Raw genomic sequence first — 24,205 nt, 5'->3', positions numbered from 1 at the left:
AGGGGCCCTCGTATGAGTTATGTGATCGACCGACGTCTCAATGGCAAGAACAAGAGCACGGTGAATCGGCAGCGCTTCCTGCGTCGCTACCGTGACCACATTAAAAAAGCAGTGGAAGAAGCGGTCAGCCGCCGCTCCATCACTGACATGGAACATGGCGAACAGATCAGCATTCCCGGTCGCGATATCGACGAGCCGGTGCTGCATCATGGTCGCGGCGGCAAACAGACCGTCGTGCACCCCGGCAACAAAGAGTTCACCACCGGTGAGCACATCGCCCGTCCTCAGGGCGGTAGTGGGGGCAAAGGGCCTGGCAAGGCGAGCAATTCCGGCGAAGGCATGGACGAGTTCGTGTTCCAGATCACCCAGGAAGAATTCCTTGAGTTCATGTTCGAAGACCTCGAACTCCCCAACCTCGTCAAACGCAACCTGAGCGGCACCGACACCTTCAAGACCGTACGTGCGGGCATCAGCAACGAAGGCAATCCGTCGCGCATCAACATCATTCGCACGCTGCGTTCGGCACACGCACGACGCATTGCGTTGTCTGGCAGCAGCCGCGCCAAGCTCCGAGAAGTGCTCGCTGAACTTGAGCGTTTGAAACGCGAAGAACCCGACAATTTCGGCGACATTCAAGAGCTGGAAATAGAAGCAGCACGCTTACAGGCGCGGATCAAACGTGTCCCGTATCTAGACACGTTCGACCTCAAATACAACCTGCTAGTGAAACAGCCCAACCCCAGCTCCAAGGCGGTGATGTTCTGCCTGATGGACGTGTCCGGCTCGATGACGCAGGCGACCAAAGACATCGCCAAGCGGTTTTTCATCCTCTTGTATCTGTTCCTGAAGCGGAACTACGACAAGATCGAAGTCGTGTTCATCCGCCACCACACCAGCGCGCGCGAAGTCGACGAGGAAGAGTTTTTCTATTCGCGGGAAACCGGCGGCACCATCGTGTCCAGCGCATTGAAACTGATGCAGGAGATCATGGCCGAGCGCTACCCCACCAACGAGTGGAACATCTACGCCGCCCAGGCCTCCGACGGCGACAACTGGAACGACGACTCACCTATCTGCCGCGACATTCTGATCAAGCAGATCATGCCGTTCGTGCAGTACTACACTTACGTCGAAATTACCCCTCGCGAGCATCAGGCACTGTGGTTCGAATACGAGCGCATCGGCGAAGCCTTCGCCGACACGTTCGCCCAGCAGCAGCTGGTTTCTGCCGGTGATATCTATCCGGTATTCCGTGAACTCTTCCAGCGCAGGTTAGTGACATGACCGCTAGAGAGCAGAAGCGCCAACCCCTTTCCACGGGTTCAGAGTGGACGTTCGAACTGATCCAGGCTTACGACCGGGAAATCAGTCGCATCGCCGAGCGTTATGCCTTGGACACTTACCCCAATCAGATTGAGGTGATCACCGCTGAGCAGATGATGGACGCCTATGCGTCGGTCGGTATGCCGCTGGGCTATCACCATTGGTCCTACGGCAAGCACTTCCTCAGTACGGAAAAATCCTACTCGCGTGGCCAGATGGGTCTGGCGTACGAAATCGTCATTAACTCCGACCCGTGCATCGCGTACCTGATGGAAGAAAACACCATCTGTATGCAGGCTTTGGTCGTGGCCCATGCCTGCTACGGCCACAACAGTTTCTTCAAGGGCAACTATCTGTTCCGCACCTGGACAGACGCCAGCTCGATCATCGATTACCTGGTGTTCGCCAAGCAGTACATCATGCAATGCGAAGAGCGCCACGGCATCGACGCGGTCGAAGACTTGCTCGACTCCTGCCATGCCTTGATGAACTACGGCGTTGACCGCTACAAGCGTCCCTACCCGATTTCGGCGGAGGAAGAACGTCGCCGCATGAAGGACCGCGAAGAGCATTTGCAGAAGCAGATCAACGATCTTTGGCGCACAATTCCGAAAAATGCCAGCAAGAACGACAAGGAAGACAACGCGCGCTTCCCTGCCGAGCCACAGGAAAACATCCTCTACTTCATTGAGAAACATGCGCCGCTGCTGGAGCCTTGGCAGCGTGAGATCGTGCGCATCGTGCGTAAGATCGCCCAGTATTTCTATCCCCAACGCCAGACTCAGGTCATGAACGAAGGCTGGGCGACCTTTTGGCATTACACACTGATGAATGATCTGTACGACGAAGGCCTGGTCACTGACGGATTCATGCTCGAATTCTTGCAATCCCACACCAGCGTCGTGTTCCAACCGGGCTTCGACAGCCCCTATTACAGCGGCATCAATCCCTACACCTTGGGGTTTGCCATGTATCAAGACATTCGACGGATGTGCGAGCACCCGACCGAAGAAGACCACCACTGGTTTCCCGAGTTGGCAGGGACGGATTGGCTGACCGCCGTGAAATTTGCGATGAGCAGCTTCAAGGACGAGAGCTTTATCCTGCAATACCTGTCACCGAAGGTGATTCGCGACCTCAAGCTGTTCAGCATTCTGGATGACGATCAAAAGGACGACCTGCTGGTTCCAGCCATTCATGATGAAACAGGCTACAGAACGATCAGAGAAACCCTCGCAGCCCAGTACAACCTCGGCAACCGGGAGCCGAACGTGCAGATCTACAGCATCGATCGCAGAGGCGATCGCTCGCTGACCCTGCGTCACCAACAGCATGATCGCAAACCGCTGGGCGACTCGACGGATGAAGTGCTCAAACACCTGCATCGCCTGTGGGGGTTCGACATTCACCTCGAAACGCTTCAGGGCGACCAGATCATGAAAACCCACCACGTCCCACCGAGAAGCGAACACGCTGACAGTGAATATCCCCGGCTCGACTTGGCGGTCGTTCACCTTTAGGGGATAAGCCGTATCTGAAAAATGGCCCTCCGCAAGCGTGACGTAAGGTTTATCCTGTCGCGCTTACGGAGGCTTTTTTATGCAGATCTATAAAGTTGGCGGCGCTGTGCGTGATCGCCTGCTTGGCAAACCGGTCGCGGACACCGACTGGGTTGTCGTCGGCGCGACCACCGATGAGATGCTGATCAAGGGCTACCGCCCGGTCGGCACAGACTTTCCAGTATTTCTGCACCCCCTCACCGGCGAGGAATACGCGCTGGCTCGAACCGAGCGCAAGACGGGCCGTGGGTATGGCGGGTTTGTGTTTCACGCCGATCCCGACGTCACGCTGGAAGAAGACCTCATCCGCCGCGACCTGACGATCAATGCCATCGCCGAAGACAAGGACGGCCACCTGACCGACCCCTATCACGGTCAGCGCGATTTGCAGGATCGAGTGTTGCGCCATGTTTCCCCGGCATTTGCGGAAGACCCCTTACGGGTCTTGCGCGTGGCGCGATTTGCGGCCCGCTACGCACCGGACGGTTTCACCATTGCCCATGAAACCCTGATGCTGATGCGCCAACTCAGCGCGTCGGGCGAGTTGGAAGCCCTCACGCCGGAGCGCAGCTGGAAGGAAATTTCCCGCGCACTGATGGAGCGGGAGCCACAGGTGTTCATCCAGGTTCTGAAGGACTGCGGTGCGCTGAAGGTGTTGATGCCGGAAATCGATACGCTCTTCGGCATCCCCCAACCGGAAGCGCATCATCCGGAAATCGACACCGGGCTGCATGTTATGAGCGTTCTGCACCAATCGGCGGTGCACAAGCAACCATTGAGCGTGCGCTGGGCTTGTCTGTTGCATGATTTGGGCAAAGGATTAACGCCCGAAGCAGATTGGCCGCGCCATATCGCCCATGAGCAGAAAGGCCTCAAAGCGATCAAAGCAGTGAGCCAGCGTTTCAAGGTGCCAAGGGATTGTCAGGAACTGGCGCTGCTGGTGGGCCAATACCACACCCATGGCCATCGAGCGTTGGAGCTCAAGCCTTCGACGCTGCTGGAGTTGCTGCAGAACTTCGACGTCTATCGCCGCCCGCAGCGGTTCGAGGAGTTCATCGTCGCCTGTGAGATGGACGCCCGAGGTCGCAAGGGCTTCGAGGACCGCAGTTATCCACAGGCTGAATACCTGCGCGGCGCAGCGGAAGTCGCGAGGCAAGTGGCGGTCCAGCCGCTGCTGGATCAGGGTTATCAAGGACAAGAATTGGGCGAGGCGCTGAAGCGGGAAAGGCTGGACACGCTGACGTTTTACAAGGCGTCGTATCAGAGTCAGAGCTGAATTTGCAGACGTCTGATCGCCCTGTGGGAGCGAATTCATTCGCGAAAGGCCATTACATCCGATGCACCTCTGCCGGCTGTACAACCGCATCGCGAATGAATTCGCCCCGACAGGAGATATCCGGCGGTTATTGAACCGAGGACAGCATTGAATCCGGAGTCAATGGCTGACCTTGCCACTCAAACGCAACCGGCCAAAGCTGCTGCTCAATCTGCGATTCTTCCCACAGTTTGGCAAACGTCAATCCCACTTCGGGATGAAGCCTTTCCGGCGCAATCAGCGACAACGGCCACAGCACAAATGCATTCTTGAGAATTTCGGCACGGGGCAGCACCAGCCCGTCGAAATTGCCGACCTGCTCGCCATACAACAGCACGTCGATGTCCAGCGGCAGCCCTTTACGGTCAGGGGCATAACGACCGTTGTCGGCCTCGATGAATTTCAAGCGACGGTCCAACTCGATCAACGGCAGGTCGGTCAACGCTGATACCACCAGATTGATGAACGGCCCACTCTTGATCCCCACCGGATGGCTTTCAAACACCGGCGAGCAGGACATATCGGTGAGAAAACCGGCCAGCGCATCAAGCCCGGAACACAGATGCCGGTGCCGGTCGATGTTGCTCCCCAGGCCGAGGAAAACCCGTGTCAGCGGCATCCGCGCTCGATCTCCACGCCCACGCCCTTGGCCGCTGGCACGGCGCCGGGTTTGGTGAGTTTCAGGTGCAGCCAGGGAATGTTGAATTCGCTCATCAGCACTTCTGCCAGACGCTCGGCGAACGTTTCAACCAGCTGAAATTGCGAAACCTCGGCGAACGCCTGGATGCGCGCGGAGACGCTGGCGTAGTCGAGTGCCTTGCTCAAGTCATCGCCCGCGGCGGCAGGTCGATTGTCCCAGGCAAAACTCAGGTCCAGACGCAGGCACTGACGAATGCCGCGCTCCCAGTCGTAGGCACCGATCACCGTATCGACCTCCAGACCCTCAATGAAAACTCTGTCCAAGCCTTTCTCTCCGCTGCACGACAAGGGCGCAATGCGCCGTTAGAATCAGGGCTTCCCCGCCCGGAATGGTTAGCATGTTTTGGTTACTGGCACTTCTCGCCTACCTGCTCGGCTCGCTGTCCTTCGCCATCCTGCTCAGCCGTCTGACCGGCAGTCCGGACCCGCGCGCCAGTGGCTCGGGCAACGCAGGCGCCACCAACATGCTGCGCCTGGCGGGCAAGAAGCTCGCTATCCTGACCCTGATCGGCGACGTCTGCAAAGGGATGATTCCAGTGCTGATCGCTGCCTGGGCGGGACTCGACCCTCGCCAACAGGCCTGGGTCGGGCTTTACGCCGTTCTCGGCCACTTATTTCCGTTGTACTTTCGTTTCAAGGGCGGCAAAGGCGTTGCTACGGCGGCGGGCATGCTGCTGGGCCTGTACCCACCCGCCGCGCTGCTGGCAATCGCTGCCTGGCTGTTGACGTTTTACCTCACCCGCACCAGTTCGCTCGCCTCGCTGATCGCCACCCCGCTGGCCCTTCCGCTGCTGGCCTGGCAGGAACCCCATGCGCTGGTGCCCATGAGCCTGCTGACTTTGCTGATCGTCTGGCGTCATCGCGGCAATTTACGCGACCTCTATGCAGGACGCGAACGGCATTTCTAGCGGCAAAAGATAAAAAAGGCTCATTCGAGCCTTTTTCTTTCCACGCAGAATGGCTTCACAGCCCCGGTAACTGTTCCATCGGCCAGCGCGCCTGCACAGTGATGCTCAGGTCTTCTTTCTGTCCCGCCTGCAATCGCTGACATCCGGCGAACGCGATCATTGCCCCGTTATCGGTACAAAATTCCGGACGCGCGTAAAAGACGTTGCCGCCGATCCCGCTGAGCATCTGCTCCAGAGACTGACGCAACGCCTTGTTCGCACTGACCCCACCCGCAATCACCAGACGCTTCATGCCTGTCTGCTTCAAAGCGCGTTTGCACTTGATGGTCAAAGTCTCCACCACCGCATCCTGGAAGGCCAGCGCGATGTCGCAACGGGTTTGCTCGCCGTCGTCCCCAGCGCTCTGGCATTGTTGCCAAGTGTTCAGGGCGGAGGTTTTCAAGCCGCTGAAGCTGAACGTGAGGCCGGGACGGTCGGTCATCGGGCGAGGGAACGTGAAACGTCCCGGCACGCCCTGAAGCGCCAAACGGGAAATCTCCGGACCACCGGGGTAATTCAGGCCCATCATTTTGGCCGTCTTGTCGAAGGCTTCGCCCGCGGCGTCATCCAGCGTCTCGCCCAACAACTCATAAAGGCCGATGCCGTCCACCCGGACCAGTTGCGTGTGACCACCGGAAACCAACAAAGCGACGAACGGAAACTCCGGCGGTTGCGCCTCCAGCATAGGGGCCAGAAGATGGCCTTCCATGTGGTGCACACCCAATGCGGGAATGTCCCACGCGAAAGCCAGCGCTTGCGCGCAAGACGCCCCCACCAGCAGCGCACCGACCAGCCCAGGACCTGCGGTATAAGCGATGCCATCGATCTCGGTCGCGGCGCAATCCGCCTCGGCCAACACCTGTCGAATCAAGGGCAGCATGCGTTTTACGTGATCGCGGGACGCCAGCTCGGGGACCACGCCGCCGTAGGCCCGATGCAAGTCGATCTGGCTAAATAATGCGTCGGCGAGCAGCCCGCACTCGCTGTCATACAGCGCCACGCCGGTCTCATCGCAAGAAGTTTCCAATCCCAGTACTAACATGGGGCACGCCTTGGGGGCTGAATTCGAAGGCGCGCATAATAGTCGCCGCTCATGCCTGCGACCAGTGGTTTTCGATCAGAGGCTTTGCATTCCTCGCGCCGAGGGGTTAACATCCGCAACCCTTAAAACCGGCGTACTCATACAAGTGTTGTACGAGGCGCCGACCCCGGTAATGAATGAAGGTAGCTCTGGATGCCAGCCGTCAAAGTTAAAGAGAATGAACCCTTCGACGTAGCTCTGCGTCGTTTCAAGCGCTCCTGCGAGAAAGCCGGCACTCTGGCCGAAGTTCGTAGCCGCGAATTTTACGAGAAGCCAACTTCGAAGCGTAAGCGTATGGCAGCTGCTGCTGTTAAGCGTCACGCCAAGAAAGTTCAGCGCGAACAGCGCCGCGCCGTTCGTCTGTATTAATACAGACGTCTGTCGCAAGCTTCTGCCTTGCCCGGCCCTAAAGCCGGGCTGTCGGCAGTTGCAGATTTAGCCTCAAGCAATACAGACAAAGGCTGTCGATGTCATTCTGTGACCTACACATCCCCCGTCGAACTCTTCCAGCCTGATCTTCAGGCAGCGTTGACCCGTCTACACTGACCAAGCAACCGTCGTTACGCTTTGGATTCGCCACGATCTTTCTGGCGGGGCGCCTGATGATGAGAACGCCATGGCCGGACTGATTCCTCAAGGTTTTATTGACGACCTGCTTAACCGCACCGACATCGTCGATGTTGTCAGCTCGCGCGTTCAATTAAAGAAAACCGGCAAGAATTTCAGCGCCTGCTGTCCTTTCCATAAAGAAAAGACACCGTCGTTCAGCGTCAGCCCCGACAAACAGTTCTATTACTGCTTTGGCTGCGGCGCAGGCGGAAACGCCCTCGGCTTCATCATGGACCACGACAACCTGGATTTTCCCCAGGCCGTCGAAGAACTGGCCAAAGCCGCTGGCATGGAAGTACCCCGCGAACAGGGCGTCAGGGGTCAAAAGCCCAGACAACCCACCGATTCGCCGCTGTACCCACTGCTGACCGCTGCTGCCGATTTCTACCGGGCCGCGCTGAAAAGCCACCCGACCCGCAAATCCGCAGTGGACTACCTGAAAGGCCGTGGCCTCTCGGGTGAGATTGCCCGCGACTTCGGATTAGGGTTCGCCCCGCCCGGCTGGGACAATCTGTACAAACACCTCAGCAGCGACACGCTTCAACAGAAGGCAATGATCGACGCTGGTCTGTTGATCGAGAACGCCGAAACCGGCAAGCGTTACGACCGCTTTCGCGACCGGGTGATGTTCCCCATTCGCGACAGCCGGGGTCGAGTCATCGCGTTTGGCGGACGCGTGCTCGGCGACGACAAACCGAAGTACTTGAACTCGCCCGAGACGCCGGTGTTTCACAAGGGGCAAGAGCTGTACGGCCTGTTCGAGGCGCGCAAACACAATCGCAACCTTGACGAAATCATCGTTGTCGAAGGCTACATGGACGTCATCGCGCTGGCTCAACAAGGCTTGCGCAACGCCGTTGCGACACTGGGCACCGCCACCAGCGAAGAGCATTTGAAGCGGCTTTTCCGCGTCGTGCCCAACGTGCTGTTCTGTTTCGACGGCGACCAGGCAGGCCGAAATGCGGCCTGGCGCGCGCTCGAAGCCACGCTTTCCAGCTTGCAGGATGGTCGTCGCGCCCGGTTTCTGTTTTTGCCCGAAGGCGAAGATCCGGACACGCTGGTACGCGCCGAAGGCACCGATGCCTTCAAGGCAAGGATCAACCAGCACGCACAGCCGCTGGCCGATTATTTTTTCGAGCAGTTGACCAAGGAAGCAGACCCGCGCTCGCTGGAAGGCAAAGCGCACATGGTCACCCTGGCTGCTCCACTGATCGAAAAGGTGCCGGGGGCCAACCTTCGGGAGCTGATGCGTCGGCGCCTCAAGGAAATAACCGGTCTGGACACCGCCGCCGTCAATCAGCTGGTGCAAAGCGCTCCCGCCGAGGCACCGCCGGTTTATGACCCGGGCTTTGATTACGACTCAGTGCCTGATTACGGCGATTACCAGCCGCATGATGCATACGAACCACAGCAAGAATGGACGCCGAACTCATCAGGCGGCCAGCAGAAGAAATGGGAAAAAAAGCCGTGGGACAAAGGCAAGAAGTGGGACAAGAACGGCAAGCGGCCGGACTTTGAACCTCGCGCCCCACGCACACCGGCAACGGTGGAGCCACCGACCCTGACGGCCCTCCGGACCCTGCTTCATCATCCGGACCTGTCACAGAAGGTGGAAGACACCAGTCACTTTGCGGCAGAAGATAATGTGTATTCGCAGTTGCTGGTGGCATTGCTCGAAGCGCTGCAAAAGAATCCGAAGCTGCGGTCGCTGCAATTGATCGCCCGCTGGCACGGAACCGATCAAGGACGATTATTACGACAACTGGCGGAAAAGGAATGGCTGATCTCGGCCGATAACCTTGAACAACAGTTTTTCGACACTATAACTAGCTTGTCCGCCCGCCAACGCGAGCGAAGTCTCGATCAATTGATCAGGAAGGAACGGCAGACCGGTCTGAGTGCTGAGGAAAAAGTTCAGCTACTCAACCTGTTAAATCGCAAAGTTCCTGCACAAACCCCGACCTCAACTGGCGCGTGAGGTCCTAGCTCGGGTATAATCCTCGGCTTGTTTTTTGCCCGCCAAGACCTTCAGTGGATAGGGTGTTATGTCCGGAAAAGCGCAACAGCAGTCTCGCCTCAAAGAGTTGATCAGCCGCGGTCGTGAGCAGGGTTACCTGACTTACGCGGAGGTCAACGACCACCTGCCGGAGGATATTTCAGATCCGGAACAGGTGGAAGACATCATCCGCATGATTAACGACATGGGGATCAACGTATTCGAGAGTGCTCCGGATGCGGACGCCCTTCTGTTGGCCGAAGCTGACACTGACGAGGCAGCCGCTGAAGAAGCAGCCGCCGCGTTGGCAGCAGTCGAAACCGACATCGGTCGCACAACCGACCCGGTGCGCATGTATATGCGCGAAATGGGTACGGTCGAGCTTCTGACACGTGAAGGCGAAATCGAAATCGCCAAACGTATCGAAGAGGGCATCCGTGAAGTGATGGGCGCGATTGCGCACTTCCCTGGCACGGTCGAGCACATTCTCTCCGAATACACTCGCGTCACCACCGAAGGTGGTCGCCTGTCTGACGTTCTCAGCGGTTATATCGACCCGGACGACGGCATCGCCCCGCCTGCCGAGGTGCCGCCACCGATCGATCAGAAAACCGAAAAGACCGACGTCGCTGACGATGATGACGAAGAGTCCGCCGACGGCGACGACGAGGAAGAGGCCGAAAGCGGTCCTGATCCGGTCGTGGCAGCTCAGCGCTTCGGTGCGGTCTCCGATCAGATGGCGATCACCCTCAAGGCCCTGAAAAAGCACGGTCGTGGCAGCAAGCAGGCTAATGAAGAGCTGCTGGGGCTGGCCGAGCTGTTCATGCCGATCAAACTGGTTCCTAAACAGTTTGAAGGCTTGGTTGAACGTGTTCGTAGCGCTCTGGAGCGTCTGCGTGCACAGGAACGCGCCATTATGCAACTGTGCGTCCGTGACGCTCGCATGCCGCGTGCTGACTTCCTGCGCCAGTTCCCGGGCAATGAAGTCGATCAGAGCTGGACCGATGCACTGGCCAAAGGCAAAAGCAAATACGCTGAAGCCATCGGCCGTTTGCAGGCTGACATTCAGCGCTGCCAGCAAAAGCTGACCGCGCTGGAAGAAGAAACCGGCCTGAACGTGGCGGAAATCAAGGACATCAACCGTCGCATGTCGATCGGCGAGGCCAAGGCCCGCCGCGCGAAGAAAGAGATGGTAGAAGCGAACTTGCGTCTGGTGATCTCGATCGCCAAGAAGTACACCAACCGCGGCCTGCAATTCCTTGATCTGATCCAGGAAGGCAACATCGGCCTGATGAAAGCGGTGGACAAGTTCGAATACCGTCGCGGTTACAAGTTCTCGACATACGCCACCTGGTGGATCCGTCAGGCGATCACTCGCTCGATCGCCGACCAGGCGCGCACCATCCGTATTCCGGTGCACATGATCGAGACGATCAACAAGCTCAACCGTATTTCCCGCCAGATGCTGCAGGAAATGGGTCGCGAGCCGACGCCGGAAGAGCTGGGCGAACGCATGGAAATGCCTGAGGACAAGATCCGTAAGGTATTGAAGATCGCAAAAGAGCCGATCTCCATGGAAACGCCGATCGGTGACGATGAAGACTCCCATCTGGGTGATTTCATCGAAGACTCGACCATGCAGTCTCCGATTGATGTTGCGACCGTGGAGAGCTTGAAAGAGGCAACGCGCGAAGTGCTGTCGGGCCTCACCGCCCGTGAAGCCAAAGTGCTGCGTATGCGCTTCGGCATCGACATGAATACTGACCACACCCTTGAGGAAGTCGGTAAGCAGTTTGATGTAACCCGTGAGCGTATCCGTCAGATCGAAGCCAAGGCGCTGCGCAAGCTGCGCCACCCGACCCGAAGCGAACACCTGCGTTCGTTCCTGGACGAGTAAGCGAAACGCGCTAGAACAAGACCCCCAGCCCTGCTGGGGGTTTTGCATTTCAGAGAATAAGAAATCGGCAGTGTGCCACCTTCCCTCAGCACAGCTACACTCGAAGCATTCTTAACGCTGCAACTAATGAGGCTGCCATGTTTTGGATGCCGGCCATTGCTTTCTTGTGCTTGATGGGGTCGACCAGCGTCGACGCACAGGCTCTCCCTCAAGGGGAAACGACCTGGCAGGGCATGCACGAGGGATCAATGCAGAGTATGGATACTGCGTCGGCGGATACCGACCGTTCAGCCAGCTGGGGCTTTGAAGGCGACAATCTTCAAGGTTTCGACCTTCGCACGTCGCAGCCCTTGGCCTACATCGACGGATCCGATGCCAGTGCTGACAGCCCGCGCTCTGACGGCTCGGCATCGCTTCCACGCGCCCCCGAACCCTTGAAGTTCTGGCGAGACTTTCTGCTCTACGGACTGCCCGGACTGCTTCTGCTTTCGACGATCCTGTTGATTGTGGTGCGAATCAATCGCCGCCTCAGTTCGGAAATTTCCCGTCGTGTCGCGCTGGAACAGGAGCTGCGCAGCAGCGAATACCATTACCGAGGCATGATCGAAAGCCTGTCGGCCATTGCGTGGGAAGCCAACACCCACGATTACTCCTACAACTACGTTTCCCCACACGCAGAAAACCTACTCGGCTACCCGTTGCATCAATGGCTGAGACCGGGGTTCTGGCGCAGCATCGTCCACCCCGCCGACCTCGACGCCGCTGAAGCCTACTGCGACGTTCAAACCAAGCTGGGTAACGACCACAGCCTTGATTACCGCGTTATCAGCGCCGACGGCAGGACGTTGTGGATACGTGACATCGTCACGCTGATCACTTATGGCCATGAACCCGTGATGCGCGGCCTGATGATAGACATCACGGAAGCCAAGCAGACCGAGGAAGCCCTGCGGCAGTCCGAAGGGAAATTCGCGTCGGTGTTCGCACAGTGCCCGGACATCTTGGTGATTGCCCGCTTGTCGGACGGCTGCTTTCTGGAGGCGAACCAGGCGTTCGTCGAGCAAATCGGCATAAGCGCCAGCGATATCGTGGGCCGCACGCCTAGCGAATTGAACATCTGGGGCATCCCGGACATAGGGCCTAGCCTGCTTCAACGCTTGCAAAAGGGCAGCATTCGAAATCTTGAAATGCCGTTCCGTCGAAGCAACGGCCGAACCTTCACCGGCTTACTGTCGGCTGAACCCTTCGATCTGGATTCGACGCCTGCGGTAGTGGTGGTCGTACGCGACATCACGCCACTGAAAGAAGCTCAGCAGCAATTGCAGCTGTCCGAAGAGAAGTTCGCCAAGGCTTTCCACTCGTCGCCCGACGGCTTGTTGATTTCCCGGCAGAGCGACGGGCTATTAGTGGAAATCAACGACGGGTTCAGCCGTATTACCGGTTATCACAGTTCGCTGTCACTGGACCGCACGACGCTCGACCTCGGCATCTGGGTCGACCTCAACGAGCGGCAGCAACTGCTTGAGCAACTTGCCCGCGATGGCTTCGTCAAAGACTTCACCAGCCACATCCGCCGTAGGGACGGGCAAATTCGACTGTGCGAAATATCATCACGGCCGCTGCCGATTGGCGGTGAAGACTGCATGCTGACCATCGCTCGCGACATCACCGACCGCCACCAGATGCAAGAAAAGCTGCAATTGGCTGCGACGGTTTTCGAGAGTACGGCCGAAGGCGTGCTCATCACCGACACACGACAGCGGATCAATGCGGTCAACCGTGCCTTTAGTGAAATCACCGGCTACAGCGAAGCCGAAGCCCTCGGAGAGACGCCTCGCTTGCTGGCCTCGGGACTGCACGACAGCGCGTTCTACGCCGCCATGTGGTATCAACTGACGGCAGAGGGTCACTGGCAAGGCGAAATCAGTAACCGTCGAAAGAACGGGGAGATTTACCCAAGCTGGCTGACCATCAGCGCCGTGCGTAATCGTGACAAATTCATCACCCATTTCGTCGCAGTGTTCGCGGACATTTCCAGCCTCAAACAGGCTCAGGCCCGTCTGGATTATCAGGCCCATCACGACCCGCTGACGGGACTGCCAAACCGGACGCTGTTCGAGAGTCGCCTGCACACCGCGCTGACACACAGCAAAGAAGCCAACAGCCTGGGCGCCGTGCTGTTCCTCGACCTCGACCGCTTCAAACATATCAACGACAGCCTCGGGCATCCGGTCGGCGACCTGTTGCTCAAAGGGATTGCCCAGCGCCTGAAAGAAAATCTGCGTGACATCGACACCGTCGCACGGTTGGGCGGCGATGAGTTCATCATCCTGCTCCCCGGCCTGCAAACCGACAGCGACGCCGAAGCCATCGCCACCAAGCTGCTCAACAGTTTCTCCGCCCCCTTCCAGGCGGGTGAACACGAGTTTTTCATCAGCACCAGCATTGGCACTGCGCTATTCCCGTCAGATGGGGCCGACGTCGCCACCCTCATCAAAAACGCCGATGCCGCGATGTACCGCTCAAAAGCAAAAGGCCGCAACCGGGTCGAAAGCTACACCCGCGACCTCACCGCCCAGGCCAGTGAGCGCATCGCGCTGGAACATGAACTACGACGCGCCATCGAACGCAACGAATTCACGCTTTCCTACCAACCCAAGATCAGCCTTCTGACACAACGATTGGTCGGCGCCGAAGCTCTGATTCGCTGGACCCACCCGACCTTCGGAGAAGTCCCACCTGAGCGGTTCATTCCTCTGGCAGAGGAAAACGGCATGATCCTGCAGATCGGCGAGTGGGTGTTGGAGAAGGCCTGTCAACAGCTGTATCGCTGGAATCAGAGCTACGACGTTTTCGGCCCCCTCTCCGTGAACCTGGCCGGCGCCCAACTGCGCCAACCCAATCTGGTCACCCGCATTGAGCACCTGCTCCAACAATACGAACTGCAGCCAGGCTGCCTGCAACTGGAAATCACCGAAAACTTCATCATGTCCCAGACCGAAGAGGCACTCTCCGTGCTGCACCGCCTGAAAAAACTCGGCGTGCAACTGGCCATCGACGACTTCGGCACCGGCTATTCATCACTGAGCTACCTCAAACGTTTGCCGCTGGACATCCTGAAGATCGACCAGTCCTTCGTACGCGGCCTGCCAGACGACCAGCACGACGCCGCCATCGTCCGCGCCATCATCGCCTTGGGCCGCAGCATGCAACTGACCGTCATCGCCGAAGGCGTGGAAAGCCTTGAGCAACAGCAATTCCTCGCCGACGAAGGCTGTGAACAGATCCAGGGCTACATCGTCAGCCTGCCCCTGCGCCCGGAAGAATTCTGCGCGACGTTTCTTCGTATAACCGTTTCAGACTTTTCGGATAGCACAGCACGGAAACCATCGTTATAATCCGCCGCCTGACTGAGGGCCTATAGCTCAGTTGGTTAGAGCAGAGGACTCATAATCCTTTGGTCCACGGTTCGAGTCCGTGTGGGCCCACCACTTGAAAGCCGCGCATTGCGCGGCTTTTTTATTGCCGAGGAAGCTATCCCACCTGATCGCTCGCAGGATGCGAAAACACTGAGTTTTTATGAACACAAGGACATGACGAAATGACAGTTTGGGAAGCAATGAAGAAGTCGCGCCGCATGAAGTGGCTGGGCCTGGCGGTGATGCTGATCGGATTCACTCAACTGCTGATGGCAGCAGTGCTCTCGATTTACGATTTTGGGGAGCAGCTTAAGGCTTCATTTCTCAACGGCCTGGGATACGAACTGCAGAATCTGAGCTTGATCGTGTACCGAGCCACAAGTTTTCTGCAGGTTTTGTGGGACGCGACACCGCGTCTGGACGTCAATCAACCCTTGACCCTGGACACGCTGATGCTCGTCGGAATCATGGTCATCATTGCAACAGGGGCTTACATCCGCGGAGCTGGCATACAGCTTTCTAATGACATTGCTGCGATCCGGAAGAAGGCGAGGGACGAGCTTTGGTTACGTTCGATGCTCCCCCCAGAACAGGCGACTGCCGTCATCAACCAGCCCGCAAGCGTCACGGTGCTGTCGCTGCAGATGCCACCTGGCGAGATCAAGAACTGGTGGGAGCGTCCGCTCGGGATCATTCTCATAGGCTTGGCGAGCACGTACATTGCAGCGTTACTCACCCGAATTTCCGGCCTGACGTGAGGATAGATTCACGCCCGCTGAGGTCTGTAATCCCATGAACGCACCTTCCCTGCCCCTGTTCCTCCGCCGCCTCCTCCGTCCACTTCTGGACCCTTACCGCCGCTACCGCCACGCGCGCTATATCCATGCGGGTCGCATTGTCGTCGGCCTTTTGGTCTCCATTCTGCTCACCACCGGCATCCATCTGCCCCACGGCGAGTGGGCGTCGGTGACGATGTTGATTGTGATCGGCGGTTTGCAGCATCACGGCAATATCGGCAAGAAGTCGGTGGAGCGGGCGTACGGGACGCTGATTGGTGCGGCGTTGGGATTGGCGGTGGTGGCGCAGGAGAATTACCTGGGCATGCCGTTGCTGACGTACGTGGTCATGTCGCTGATCTGTGGTTTTTTCGCGTATCACGCGATTGGCAAAGGCGGGTACACGGCGCTGTTGTCGGCAATCACGCTGTTTATCGTCGCAGGGCATGGCGATAACCCGATTACAGACGGGCTGTGGCGGACGGTGGATATTCTGATCGGGATCGTTTTGGCGCTGGCGTTCTCTTTCGCGTTGCCGCTCTATGCGGTGTATTCGTGGCGGTACAACCTGGCCAGCGGTTTGCGGGATTGCGCGAAAGTGTATGAGCGTATCAGCAGTGACCAGTCGATTGCGGCGGACGAGCATTTGAAGCTGATGGCCAGACTCAACGCGACGATGTTGCAGTTACGCTCGCTGATGCCGTCGGTGTCGAAGGAAGTGAAGATTTCGCTGGTGGAGCTGGACGCCATTCAGGGGCATTTCCGGATGTGCCTGAGCACGCTGGAGATCCTGTCGAATCTGCGGCCGACCGACCTTGGCAACGTGGGCATGAGCGCTGAGCAACGTCGGATTCGGCGAATGTTGATCGGCATGGCGAGGGCGTTGCAAAGCGGTGCTACAGAGCGTCTGGCGCGGCCAAGCGAATCGTTGGCGGTCGGACCGGAGGCGCCTGCGGTGTCGGCAGACGTGTTGGGTTATCAGTTGATGAATCGACAGCTCGCGCTGAACATCGAGGGCCTGCAGCAACGGCTGGCGAAAACGGCGAAGAAGTGGAAGATCTGAGCCGCGACACATCACGCACTGCTTCCGTCAAACGTGTCGGCGGCAGCGATTTCCAGATCGCTACCACCGGCAAGTCATGGGGCTACAACGGCACTCAATAAACCGACGGGACAACCATGTCACGCGGCACCGGCGCACGCAGGTAGTTGGCGTTGTATTCGCGCTCTGGCAGCAAGATCTGCGGCGACTCCACTTCGCCACGGGGGATTTGCTCCAGCAAGTGATGGATGCAGTTCAGACGCGCGCGCTTCTTGTCATCTGCCTCGACGATCCACCAAGGTGCGACGTCGGTGTGCGAGCGCGTCAGCATTTCTTCCTTGGCGCGGGTGTAGTCTTCCCAGCGACGGCGGGATTCCAGGTCCATTGGCGACAGTTTCCACTGTTTCAGCGGGTCGTGGATGCGCATGAGGAAGCGGCGATATTGCTCGTCGTCGGTGATCGAGAACCAGTATTTGATGAGGATGATGCCCGAGCGCACGAGCATTTTTTCGAACTCGGGAACGGTGCGGAAAAACTCCTCGTACTCGTCGTTGTTGCAGAACCCCATGACGCGCTCGACGCCTGCGCGGTTGTACCAACTGCGGTCGAACAGGACCATTTCGCCTGCGGCTGGCAGGTGCGAAACGTAGCGCTGGAAATACCACTGCGTGCGCTCGCGTTCGCTCGGTGCGGTCAACGCTGCCACTCGGCAGACCCGTGGGTTGAGGCGCTGGGTGATGCGTTTGATAGCGCCGCCCTTGCCCGCTGCGTCGCGGCCTTCGAACAAGACAACGACTTTGAGCTTCTGGCTGACAACCCAATCCTGAAGCTTCACCAACTCGCCTTGCAGACGCAGCAGTTCGCGGAAATACACGCGTCGATCGATGCCTTTCGGCACTTCCTCGCCCAAATCGGAGAGCAGGCCATCCAGGCGCGCGTCGTCGTATTCCATCTCCAGCTCTTCGTCGAAGCTGTCGAGGATGTCGGCTTGGATGTAGCGGGCGGTTTCGGATAGATCCAGAGTCATGACAGAGCTCCCGGCGTGGATTCAAGGGTCAGGGACCGAATTTAGACACGCCGGGGGTGACAGCAGAATGACAACGCGGTGACAACGGGGAAAAGTCCTACAAATAGGAGTTGAAAGAGCTACACAACCTTAAGCAAGACAGCTCCCTCAGAGGCATCACGCGCTCAATTGCCTGCGGTTTCCACCGTGATCTGTTGCACCGCTCTGAACGGCGCCAGCAACGACTCATCCGCCTCGACCGCAGTGATCAGCGTCCACTCCCGTTCGATGGGCGTCCAGTGTTGCTGGCGCGCGCGGCCAAGTTTGTCGGCGTCAGCAAGAACGAAAACCTGCGCGGCGCGTTTGATGATGCATTCCTTGAGATAGGCCTGCTGATCGCTGGCTTCACACAGACCGAATTCAGCGACCACGCCATCCGCCCCCATGAACGCTTTGTCGACGCTCAAACGGCTGAGTGTCAGCTCGGCGAGTGGACCAAGCGTGCTCATGCTTGAACCGCGCAGATCGCCCCCGATCAACGTCAAACGAATGCCCGACGCATTGGCGAGGGTCATCACGGCCAACAAGTTATTGGTGACGACGTGCACGTTTTGCCGCGAGCACAAGTGCAACGCCAACGCCGCGCACGTGGTGCCGCCATCGAGCAGCACGGTGTCGCCATCCTGGACATGAATCGCCGCTGCCTTGGCAATGGCGTCTTTCTGATCGCGCTGCGCAGACTTGCGCTCGTCGAGGGAGGCTTCCGGTTCATGGACGCCAATCAGCGCGGTCGCACCGCCGTGGGTGCGAACCAAATGCCGCTGCTTGGCGAGCATGGTCAGGTCGCGGCGCACGGTCGCTTCCGACACCCCCAAAGCCGCGCTCAACTGCTCGACATTGGTGTCGCGAGCGCGGACCAATTCGAGAATGGCGCGATGACGGTCGGTGGCTTTCATGGGCGGCCTCGTTGCGGAAAGGCCGTGATCTTACACGACCGCGCCGTCACACCTCATCCTCGACGCGTGGCCAGTTCGGCACCCTGACGCAGCGCTTCCAGCAAGCTGCGCTCGTCGGCGATGCCCTTACCGGCGATGTCGAATGCGGTGCCGTGATCCACGGACGTGCGAATCACTTCCAGACCCACCGTCACGTTGACGCCCGCTTCCAGCCCCAGCACTTTCACCGGACCATGGCCCTGATCGTGATACATCGCCACCACGAGGTCGAAATCGCCACGACCGGCGCGGAAGAACAGCGTGTCAGCAGGCAACGGGCCAGTGACGTCCAGACCTTGCTCTTGCAGCAGCTTCACAGCCGGGATGATCTTCTCTTCTTCCTCGCCGTAACCGAACAGGCCGTTCTCGCCCGCGTGAGGGTTGATGCCGCACACGCCGATGCGTGGCTTGGCGATGCCGGCCTTGATCAACGTCGCGTTGCCGCGTTCGATCGTGCGCTGAACCAGACCCGGCTCGATCTTGCGAATCGCGTCGATGATGCCGATGTGAGTGGTGACGTGAATGACGCGCAGGTGCGGCGCAACGAGCATCATCGACACTTCGTCGACGTTGGTCAGGTGCGCGAGCATCTCGGTGTGGCCCGGGTATTTGTGGCCGCCAGCGTGCAACGCTTCTTTATTAAGCGGCGCGGTGCAGATCGCGTCGATCTGCCCGGCCTCGGCCAGTTGAACGGCGCGGGCGATGTACTGAAACGCAGCGTCACCGGCAATCGGCGACAGCTGGCCGAACGGCAGCCCAGTCGGGATCAGCTTGAGGTCGATGCAGTCAATGGTTCCCGGCTGGTATTGCGCTTCGGCCGCTTCTTTGATGCGACGCACCTTCACGCTGCCTTTGACGATCTCGTTGGCCAATTCCAGACGCCCCGCATCGCCGATCACCAGCGGGCGGCATTGCTGGTACACCACGTCGTGAACGAGGCTTTTGACGATGATTTCCGGGCCAACGCCAGTCGCGTCGCCCATGGTGATGCCAATGATGGGCAAATAGTTACTCATGATGTTTTACCTTGTGAAGCAGGAATCGGGACAGGTTCTGCGCTGTATCGCGCAGGTTCTACAGCGTTATTCATGTGCAGCCAGGCCGCGTACAGCGCATGGTCGGTGCCGAACGCACCGGCTTTGGTGACCACGCCAGGGCGGTGGCCTTCGCGGGTTGAAATGGGATGGCCAAACGCGACACCCGCTTCGATTTCACAGAGCAATTGCAGGCTGCCGATGCCCACGGCGCCGAGCATGGCGCGGGCTGTTTCGCCACCTGTCGCCACCAGACCCCCGACATGGGCGAAATGCGGACGGACCATGGCGGCCAGCTGGGTCGAGAGTTGAGCGCCTTCAGCAGGGTTGAACGCATCGTCGCGGCCAATACGCAGCAACAAATCGTCGCCGCCGCGCAGATATGCACGAATACGCAGTTCCCAGCCCGCCCAATCGGGGTGCGACGCGCCTTGCCGCAGAACCGCAGGAGGCACCACAAGTTCGCCAATACCTGCGCGCTCTTTCAACAAGGCGCATTGCCGCTCCGAAACGCTCGACAAGCTGCCGACCAAGACCAGCGTCGGCGCGTATTTTTCACGCGGCGCCGTGGGTGCTTGGGCCGGAGCCGATAACAGATTGGGCAGTGCAGCCAGCTCGCGGGCCAGCCCACCGGAACCCACCCAAAACAGTGGCTCGCTCATCTGAGCGGTTATCACGGCGAGGGTGTGCAGGTCTTCCGTGGTTTCGGCATCAACAATCAGCGCGTTGGTATCGCTGCGGGCTATTTCGGCGATGTGTTGCGCCAGCGCAGCTGCATCACCGCGCAGTATGTCCAATGAGAGCTTGGCGACACTCAGACCGGCATCGCCCAGCATCGATGTAATGTCCGCCGAGCGATCGGCGTGTTCGAGCTTCCAGGTGTCGGTGGTTTCAAGCGGCTGACCGTTGACCAGCACCTGGCCGCGCAATGTTGTCCGACCGGTGGCAGGAAACGCTGGGGCGATGATGGCCAGCCCGGCCTGCGGTTGTAGTGCCGCCACTTCCGCCGCCCAGTTGCCGCGCAGGGTCGAGTCGATTTTCTTGTACAGACGTTGACCGGGTTTGCGCAGGGTCTGCCATGCCGTCAACGTGCGTTCGCCCGCTTGGGCTATCGACAAGCGACGGGTGTCGGTGTCGATGGCAATCACGCTCGCGTCGCCCGTGTCGTGGGATGCATCAAGGGTCACCACCGTGCTCAATCCGGCACCGGCGAAGGCGATCGCGCAATCCGCCGCACCCGACAGGTCATCGGCAATGATCAACAATGTCATCGAACGACCTCCCGTTCCGCGTTTACGCCCGCTGTTTTTGCAGCGTGACGCTCTTTGTAGCGTTTGGCGACAGAGGCCGTAAGAATCGGCGACAGCACGGCGGTGACCACGACGCACGCGGCGACCAGCAACGTCGCGGAGTTAGCGGCCTCGGTGTAAACCGGGTTTGCAGCTGCCACCAGGGCAGGCACCGCCGCAGCGTTGCCCGCCGTGTTCGCGGCGGCAACCCCGGCCACGCCTGTACCACCCGACACGCGGTCAGCGAAATACAACGGAATGCCGGTCAGCACCACGACCGCCAGGCCGAGGCCGATGCCCAGCAGCCCAGCTTGCCAGACCTTGTGCAGGTCCAGGCTCGCGCCCAACGCCAAGGCGAAGAACGGAATCATCACCGGCACGGCCTTGGCCAGGAAGTCACGCATCTCGCGGTCGAGATTGCCCAAGAGCATGCCGAGCAACAGCGGCAGAATCGCACCGACCAGCGTTGGCCACGGGAACGCCGCCAGACCTGCAACACCCAGCGTCACCATGGTGAGGAACGGGCCCGATTCCAGCGACATCACCGAGTACGCGCCCACATCTTCGGAGCGCCCGTATTGCCCCATCAACGCCATATAAAGGCCGCCGTTGGTGTCGTTCATCGCGGCCACGACCGCGAGGGTCGAAAGCCCGGCAAAAATGCCCGACGTAATCGGCTGTTCGCCCAGGAAGTGACCCATGATCACACCGATCACAATCGCGGTGCCGACTTTGGTGCCGAACAGCACCCCGCCTTTCTTCAGCAAATAAGGCGTGGCTTTGATGTCGATACTGGCGCCCATGCACACGTAGAACACCGCCAGAATCGGCAGCGAACCGGTGAACAACGCATTGGTGAACGAACCGAAGAATTTCGGCATGTCAGGGAGAAAGGTCGCGACGAGGGAGCCGATCAGCAGCGGCACGATCATCATGCCACCGGGTACTCGTTCGATACTGCGCTTGATAGGAATCTGGGCCATGGCGGGTACTCTTTGTTTTTATAGTGCGTGCGATTGGAGCATCTGAATTTGAGCGAAATGATCATTTTGGTGATCGACTTGCTCAAGCGAGCTTATTCCAACGACGCGAATTGCGCAAATCGATCAGCCAAATGATCGATTTGAGCATTTCAACAAAGAGCGGCCGGAAAGATCAGTACGTTGGGGGCGTGATCACCCAGAGCACGACAGCATCGGTTTCGCCGGGGTTGCCGTAGCGATGAGGCTCGTTGCTGGAGAACCGGAAGCTGTCGCCTTCGCCAAGCTCGAAGTGCCGCTCCCCGACCCACAATTCAAACGTGCCGCTCAGCACATAGCCGACTTCCTCGCCTTCATGGGTGTAGCTGGTGCGGTTGTATGCGCCCGGCGGAAATCGCGAATGGACCATCTCGATCTGACCACTGGGGCTTGGCGTGAGGAGCTGGTCGTAGATGCCGTCGTCGTAATGGATGTTTTGTCGACTCTCTTTGCGCACCACGTACCCGGCATCAGCTTCGCTGGCCTCAGATCTGGTAGAGAAAAACCACTGAATGTTCACGCCCAGACAGCGGCCGATTTTCAGCAAGGTATCCACCGACGGGCGAGACAGGTCGCGCTCCAGTTGACTGATGTAGCCCACTGACAGCTGACTCCGTTTCGCCAGCTCGGCGAGGGTCAGCCCTTGTCGCTTGCGCAGGCCACGAATGCGCTCACCCAGAAAGCTCTCGCCAGCCGTGAGGTCATCAGCCACTGAATCCGCCATCCTGGCGCTGTCGTTGATTTTTCCGTCGCTCATCGTGCTGCTCCGATGCCTGTGTGCTGAGTCTGCGAAACGTGGCGCAGTTTAAGCGGCTGAAGGTGAAAAAAGTCTAATCGCTGAGAGGCTCATGCCGTTGTTTTTTACTCATTGTGAAAATCTAGCTATTTTTTTCACTAAATAATCATTCCCATCTTCTTTTTTCAGAAAGCGTGGATTAGTCTCTAGCCACGCCCGCCTCCCATCTCGCGGGTCAACAACAATAATGAAACACCCCACGCGACCGTCCATGCAGTCGTCGCGAAGTTGCAGTCCAGCGTTCCCGTTTTTCACACCATTGCCTGTTTCTGTCCGTTTACCCCTGTGCAGCAGAGGGTCGGCCTGTGTGCGCCTTCGTCTGCGAAAAAAAGAGCCTTACGGCCAAAGGAAAATGTCGATGAACAGTAAGAACCTGAAAATTGCGTGTGCGGTATTGATGCTTTCCCCCCTGTCCGCATTCGCGGCGGAAAATCTGGTCATCGTCGGCTTCGGCGGCGCCGCGCAGAAAATCCAGAACACCACCATTTTCGAACCCTTCGCCAAGAAAGCCGGTGTGGGCGTCGTGCAGACCGAATACAACGGGGAAATGGCCAAGATCAAAGTGATGGCCGAAACCGGGCATGCGGACTGGGACGTGGTTCAGGTCGAAGCGCCAGACCTTGAACGCGGGTGCGCAGAGGGGCTGTTCGAGAAGCTGGAGTGGCCAAAGCTCGCGGGCGGCCAACAATTGATCGAAGGCGCTCAGCAGGAGTGTGGCTCGGCAGCGCTGGTGTGGGGCATGCCGTTGGTGTACGCCACTGACAAAGTCAAAACCGTGCCGTCGAGCTGGGCCGATTTCTGGGACACCGAGAAATACCCCGGCAAGCGCGGCCTGCGTAAGGGCGCCATGTACACCCTCGAATACGCGCTGCTGGCGGACGGCGTCGCGCCAGCCGATGTCTACAAAGTGCTGGCCACTCCGGCTGGCGTCGATCGTGCATTCGCCAAGCTGGACAAGCTCAAGCCCTACATTCAATGGTGGGAAGCCGGATCGCAGCCGATGCAATGGCTGGCCTCGGGCGACATCGTCATGACCACCACCTTCAGCGGCCGTGGCGCAGTGGCGGCGAGCGAAGGCCTGAAAGTGGCGCCGATCTGGAAAGGCTCGCTGTACAGCATGGATTACTGGACCATCGTCAAAGGCTCACAGCACAAAGACGCGGCGAATAAATTCATCACCTACGCCAACGACAGCGCGCCGCAGCAGGCATTCTCACAATCCATTGCCTACGGCGTGACCAACAAGGCCTTGAGCGACAAGTTGGACCCGAGCAAAGCGCCATGGATTCCGACTTCGCCACAAAACATGGCCGTGGCCGTGCCATTGAACATCGAGTTCTGGGTCGATCATGGTGAAGAGCTTGAAGAACGTCTGAACGCCTGGCTCGCACGCTAAGCGGGCC

19 protein-coding genes, 1 tRNA gene and 1 pseudogene are annotated in these 24,205 nt (G+C 58.8%); 12 read left to right on the top strand and 9 right to left on the bottom strand.

Annotated features, from left to right (window positions below; genetic code table 11):
• Nucleotides 1-12: 12 nt before the first annotated feature.
• From ACWKWE_RS25560 to ACWKWE_RS25550, 3 genes are all read left to right on the top strand, one after another.
• Entirely contained in the window at nt 13-1,284 is a 1,272-nt protein-coding gene (locus tag ACWKWE_RS25560; protein ID WP_483852061.1) for a YeaH/YhbH family protein, read from the top strand.
• Complete coding sequence (locus tag ACWKWE_RS25555; protein WP_166595604.1) at nt 1,281-2,843, top strand: SpoVR family protein; 1,563 nt, start codon at nt 1,281-1,283, stop codon at nt 2,841-2,843. The genes ACWKWE_RS25560 and ACWKWE_RS25555 overlap by 4 nt, the downstream gene beginning before the upstream one ends.
• Nucleotides 2,844-2,922: 79 nt before the next feature.
• Nucleotides 2,923-4,158 carry a multifunctional CCA addition/repair protein gene (locus tag ACWKWE_RS25550; RefSeq protein ID WP_166595605.1) on the top strand — a complete coding sequence of 412 codons (1,236 nt, stop codon included), beginning with the start codon at nt 2,923-2,925 and terminating at the stop codon, nt 4,156-4,158.
• A 127-nt stretch (nt 4,159-4,285) separates the two neighbouring features.
• Here the strand turns inward: ACWKWE_RS25550 and folK are convergent, their stop codons facing one another.
• Both folK and folB read right to left on the bottom strand, forming a co-directional pair.
• On the bottom strand, nt 4,286-4,816 hold the full coding sequence (folK, locus tag ACWKWE_RS25545; RefSeq protein WP_483852060.1) for a 2-amino-4-hydroxy-6-hydroxymethyldihydropteridine diphosphokinase: 531 nt from the start codon (nt 4,814-4,816) through the stop codon (nt 4,286-4,288).
• Complete coding sequence (gene folB, locus ACWKWE_RS25540; protein WP_065991327.1) at nt 4,807-5,160, bottom strand: dihydroneopterin aldolase; 354 nt, start codon at nt 5,158-5,160, stop codon at nt 4,807-4,809. The genes folK and folB overlap by 10 nt, the downstream gene beginning before the upstream one ends.
• Nucleotides 5,161-5,234: 74 nt before the next feature.
• Between folB and plsY the strand changes: the two genes are divergently transcribed.
• Nucleotides 5,235-5,804 (top strand): glycerol-3-phosphate 1-O-acyltransferase PlsY, encoded by a 570-nt coding sequence (gene plsY / locus ACWKWE_RS25535; RefSeq protein WP_166595607.1) that lies wholly within the window; start codon nt 5,235-5,237, stop codon nt 5,802-5,804.
• A 55-nt stretch (nt 5,805-5,859) separates the two neighbouring features.
• On the opposite strand, the gene tsaD is transcribed toward plsY, so the two are convergent.
• Nucleotides 5,860-6,885, bottom strand: coding sequence for a tRNA (adenosine(37)-N6)-threonylcarbamoyltransferase complex transferase subunit TsaD (gene tsaD / locus ACWKWE_RS25530; RefSeq protein ID WP_483852059.1), 1,026 nt, complete (start codon nt 6,883-6,885; stop codon nt 5,860-5,862).
• Nucleotides 6,886-7,077: 192 nt separating this feature from the next.
• On the opposite strand from tsaD, the gene rpsU reads away from it, so the two are divergent.
• From rpsU to ACWKWE_RS25495, 7 genes and pseudogenes are all read left to right on the top strand, one after another.
• The gene (gene rpsU, locus ACWKWE_RS25525; protein WP_110951580.1) at nt 7,078-7,293 is read left to right on the top strand and encodes a 30S ribosomal protein S21; all 216 of its coding nucleotides are present in this window, start codon (nt 7,078-7,080) and stop codon (nt 7,291-7,293) included.
• A gap of 247 nt (nt 7,294-7,540) precedes the next feature.
• Entirely contained in the window at nt 7,541-9,511 is a 1,971-nt protein-coding gene (dnaG, locus tag ACWKWE_RS25520; protein WP_483852058.1) for a DNA primase, read from the top strand.
• 67 nt (nt 9,512-9,578) lie between these two features.
• Nucleotides 9,579-11,426 (top strand): RNA polymerase sigma factor RpoD, encoded by a 1,848-nt coding sequence (rpoD, locus tag ACWKWE_RS25515; protein WP_166595610.1) that lies wholly within the window; start codon nt 9,579-9,581, stop codon nt 11,424-11,426.
• A gap of 440 nt (nt 11,427-11,866) precedes the next feature.
• Nucleotides 11,867-14,824 (top strand): annotated as a pseudogene (locus ACWKWE_RS25510) (sensor domain-containing protein); the annotation flags it as partial.
• Nucleotides 14,825-14,840: 16 nt separating this feature from the next.
• Nucleotides 14,841-14,917 (top strand) — tRNA-Ile (locus ACWKWE_RS25505).
• A gap of 110 nt (nt 14,918-15,027) precedes the next feature.
• Nucleotides 15,028-15,603: a YniB family protein gene (locus tag ACWKWE_RS25500; RefSeq protein WP_401150178.1), complete on the top strand. Its 576-nt coding sequence runs from the start codon at nt 15,028-15,030 to the stop codon at nt 15,601-15,603.
• A gap of 34 nt (nt 15,604-15,637) precedes the next feature.
• On the top strand, nt 15,638-16,684 hold the full coding sequence (locus tag ACWKWE_RS25495) for an FUSC family protein (RefSeq protein WP_483852057.1): 1,047 nt from the start codon (nt 15,638-15,640) through the stop codon (nt 16,682-16,684).
• 94 nt (nt 16,685-16,778) lie between these two features.
• Here ACWKWE_RS25495 and ppk2 read toward each other — a convergent pair whose 3' ends face one another.
• The 6 genes from ppk2 to ACWKWE_RS25465 form a co-directional block, all read right to left on the bottom strand.
• The gene (ppk2, locus tag ACWKWE_RS25490; RefSeq protein ID WP_341961526.1) at nt 16,779-17,690 is read right to left on the bottom strand and encodes a polyphosphate kinase 2; all 912 of its coding nucleotides are present in this window, start codon (nt 17,688-17,690) and stop codon (nt 16,779-16,781) included.
• Between the two features lie 164 nt (nt 17,691-17,854).
• Complete coding sequence (locus ACWKWE_RS25485) at nt 17,855-18,625, bottom strand: DeoR/GlpR family DNA-binding transcription regulator (protein WP_483852056.1); 771 nt, start codon at nt 18,623-18,625, stop codon at nt 17,855-17,857.
• A 53-nt stretch (nt 18,626-18,678) separates the two neighbouring features.
• Nucleotides 18,679-19,680 carry a 4-hydroxythreonine-4-phosphate dehydrogenase PdxA gene (gene pdxA / locus ACWKWE_RS25480; RefSeq protein WP_483852055.1) on the bottom strand — a complete coding sequence of 334 codons (1,002 nt, stop codon included), beginning with the start codon at nt 19,678-19,680 and terminating at the stop codon, nt 18,679-18,681.
• Nucleotides 19,677-20,969, bottom strand: coding sequence for a four-carbon acid sugar kinase family protein (locus ACWKWE_RS25475; protein ID WP_483852054.1), 1,293 nt, complete (start codon nt 20,967-20,969; stop codon nt 19,677-19,679). The genes pdxA and ACWKWE_RS25475 overlap by 4 nt, the downstream gene beginning before the upstream one ends.
• Nucleotides 20,966-21,970, bottom strand: a complete 1,005-nt coding sequence (locus tag ACWKWE_RS25470) for a 2-keto-3-deoxygluconate permease (protein ID WP_483852053.1) — start codon at nt 21,968-21,970, stop codon at nt 20,966-20,968. Before ACWKWE_RS25470 ends, ACWKWE_RS25475 begins: the two co-directional genes overlap by 4 nt.
• Before the next feature lie 172 nt (nt 21,971-22,142).
• The gene (locus ACWKWE_RS25465) at nt 22,143-22,730 is read right to left on the bottom strand and encodes a helix-turn-helix domain-containing protein (protein ID WP_483852082.1); all 588 of its coding nucleotides are present in this window, start codon (nt 22,728-22,730) and stop codon (nt 22,143-22,145) included.
• Between the two features lie 430 nt (nt 22,731-23,160).
• On the opposite strand from ACWKWE_RS25465, the gene ACWKWE_RS25460 reads away from it, so the two are divergent.
• Nucleotides 23,161-24,198: an ABC transporter substrate-binding protein gene (locus tag ACWKWE_RS25460; RefSeq protein ID WP_256665207.1), complete on the top strand. Its 1,038-nt coding sequence runs from the start codon at nt 23,161-23,163 to the stop codon at nt 24,196-24,198.
• The last annotated feature ends 7 nt before the right edge of the window (nt 24,199-24,205 follow it).

It is taken from the genome of Pseudomonas salicis, from assembly GCF_057128705.1.
Note: the sequence above shows the minus strand (reverse complement) of the source record. Positions and strands in the feature narration are given on the sequence as shown.

Excerpts from the sequence above, each read along its gene's own strand:
- ACWKWE_RS25560 (WP_483852061.1), top strand. The coding sequence starts at position 13 with ATGAGTTATGTGATCGACCGACGTCTCAATGGCAAGAACAAGAGCACG.
- ACWKWE_RS25555 (WP_166595604.1), top strand. The coding sequence starts at position 1,281 with ATGACCGCTAGAGAGCAGAAGCGCCAACCCCTTTCCACGGGTTCAGAG.
- ACWKWE_RS25550 (WP_166595605.1), top strand. The coding sequence starts at position 2,923 with ATGCAGATCTATAAAGTTGGCGGCGCTGTGCGTGATCGCCTGCTTGGC.
- folK (WP_483852060.1), bottom strand. The coding sequence starts at position 4,816 with ATGCCGCTGACACGGGTTTTCCTCGGCCTGGGGAGCAACATCGACCGG.
- plsY (WP_166595607.1), top strand. The coding sequence starts at position 5,235 with ATGTTTTGGTTACTGGCACTTCTCGCCTACCTGCTCGGCTCGCTGTCC.
- tsaD (WP_483852059.1), bottom strand. The coding sequence starts at position 6,885 with ATGTTAGTACTGGGATTGGAAACTTCTTGCGATGAGACCGGCGTGGCG.
- rpsU (WP_110951580.1), top strand. The coding sequence starts at position 7,078 with ATGCCAGCCGTCAAAGTTAAAGAGAATGAACCCTTCGACGTAGCTCTG.
- dnaG (WP_483852058.1), top strand. The coding sequence starts at position 7,541 with ATGGCCGGACTGATTCCTCAAGGTTTTATTGACGACCTGCTTAACCGC.
- rpoD (WP_166595610.1), top strand. The coding sequence starts at position 9,579 with ATGTCCGGAAAAGCGCAACAGCAGTCTCGCCTCAAAGAGTTGATCAGC.
- ACWKWE_RS25500 (WP_401150178.1), top strand. The coding sequence starts at position 15,028 with ATGACAGTTTGGGAAGCAATGAAGAAGTCGCGCCGCATGAAGTGGCTG.
- ACWKWE_RS25495 (WP_483852057.1), top strand. The coding sequence starts at position 15,638 with ATGAACGCACCTTCCCTGCCCCTGTTCCTCCGCCGCCTCCTCCGTCCA.
- ppk2 (WP_341961526.1), bottom strand. The coding sequence starts at position 17,690 with ATGACTCTGGATCTATCCGAAACCGCCCGCTACATCCAAGCCGACATC.
- ACWKWE_RS25485 (WP_483852056.1), bottom strand. The coding sequence starts at position 18,625 with ATGAAAGCCACCGACCGTCATCGCGCCATTCTCGAATTGGTCCGCGCT.
- pdxA (WP_483852055.1), bottom strand. The coding sequence starts at position 19,680 with ATGAGTAACTATTTGCCCATCATTGGCATCACCATGGGCGACGCGACT.
- ACWKWE_RS25475 (WP_483852054.1), bottom strand. The coding sequence starts at position 20,969 with ATGACATTGTTGATCATTGCCGATGACCTGTCGGGTGCGGCGGATTGC.
- ACWKWE_RS25470 (WP_483852053.1), bottom strand. The coding sequence starts at position 21,970 with ATGGCCCAGATTCCTATCAAGCGCAGTATCGAACGAGTACCCGGTGGC.
- ACWKWE_RS25465 (WP_483852082.1), bottom strand. The coding sequence starts at position 22,730 with ATGGCGGATTCAGTGGCTGATGACCTCACGGCTGGCGAGAGCTTTCTG.
- ACWKWE_RS25460 (WP_256665207.1), top strand. The coding sequence starts at position 23,161 with ATGAACAGTAAGAACCTGAAAATTGCGTGTGCGGTATTGATGCTTTCC.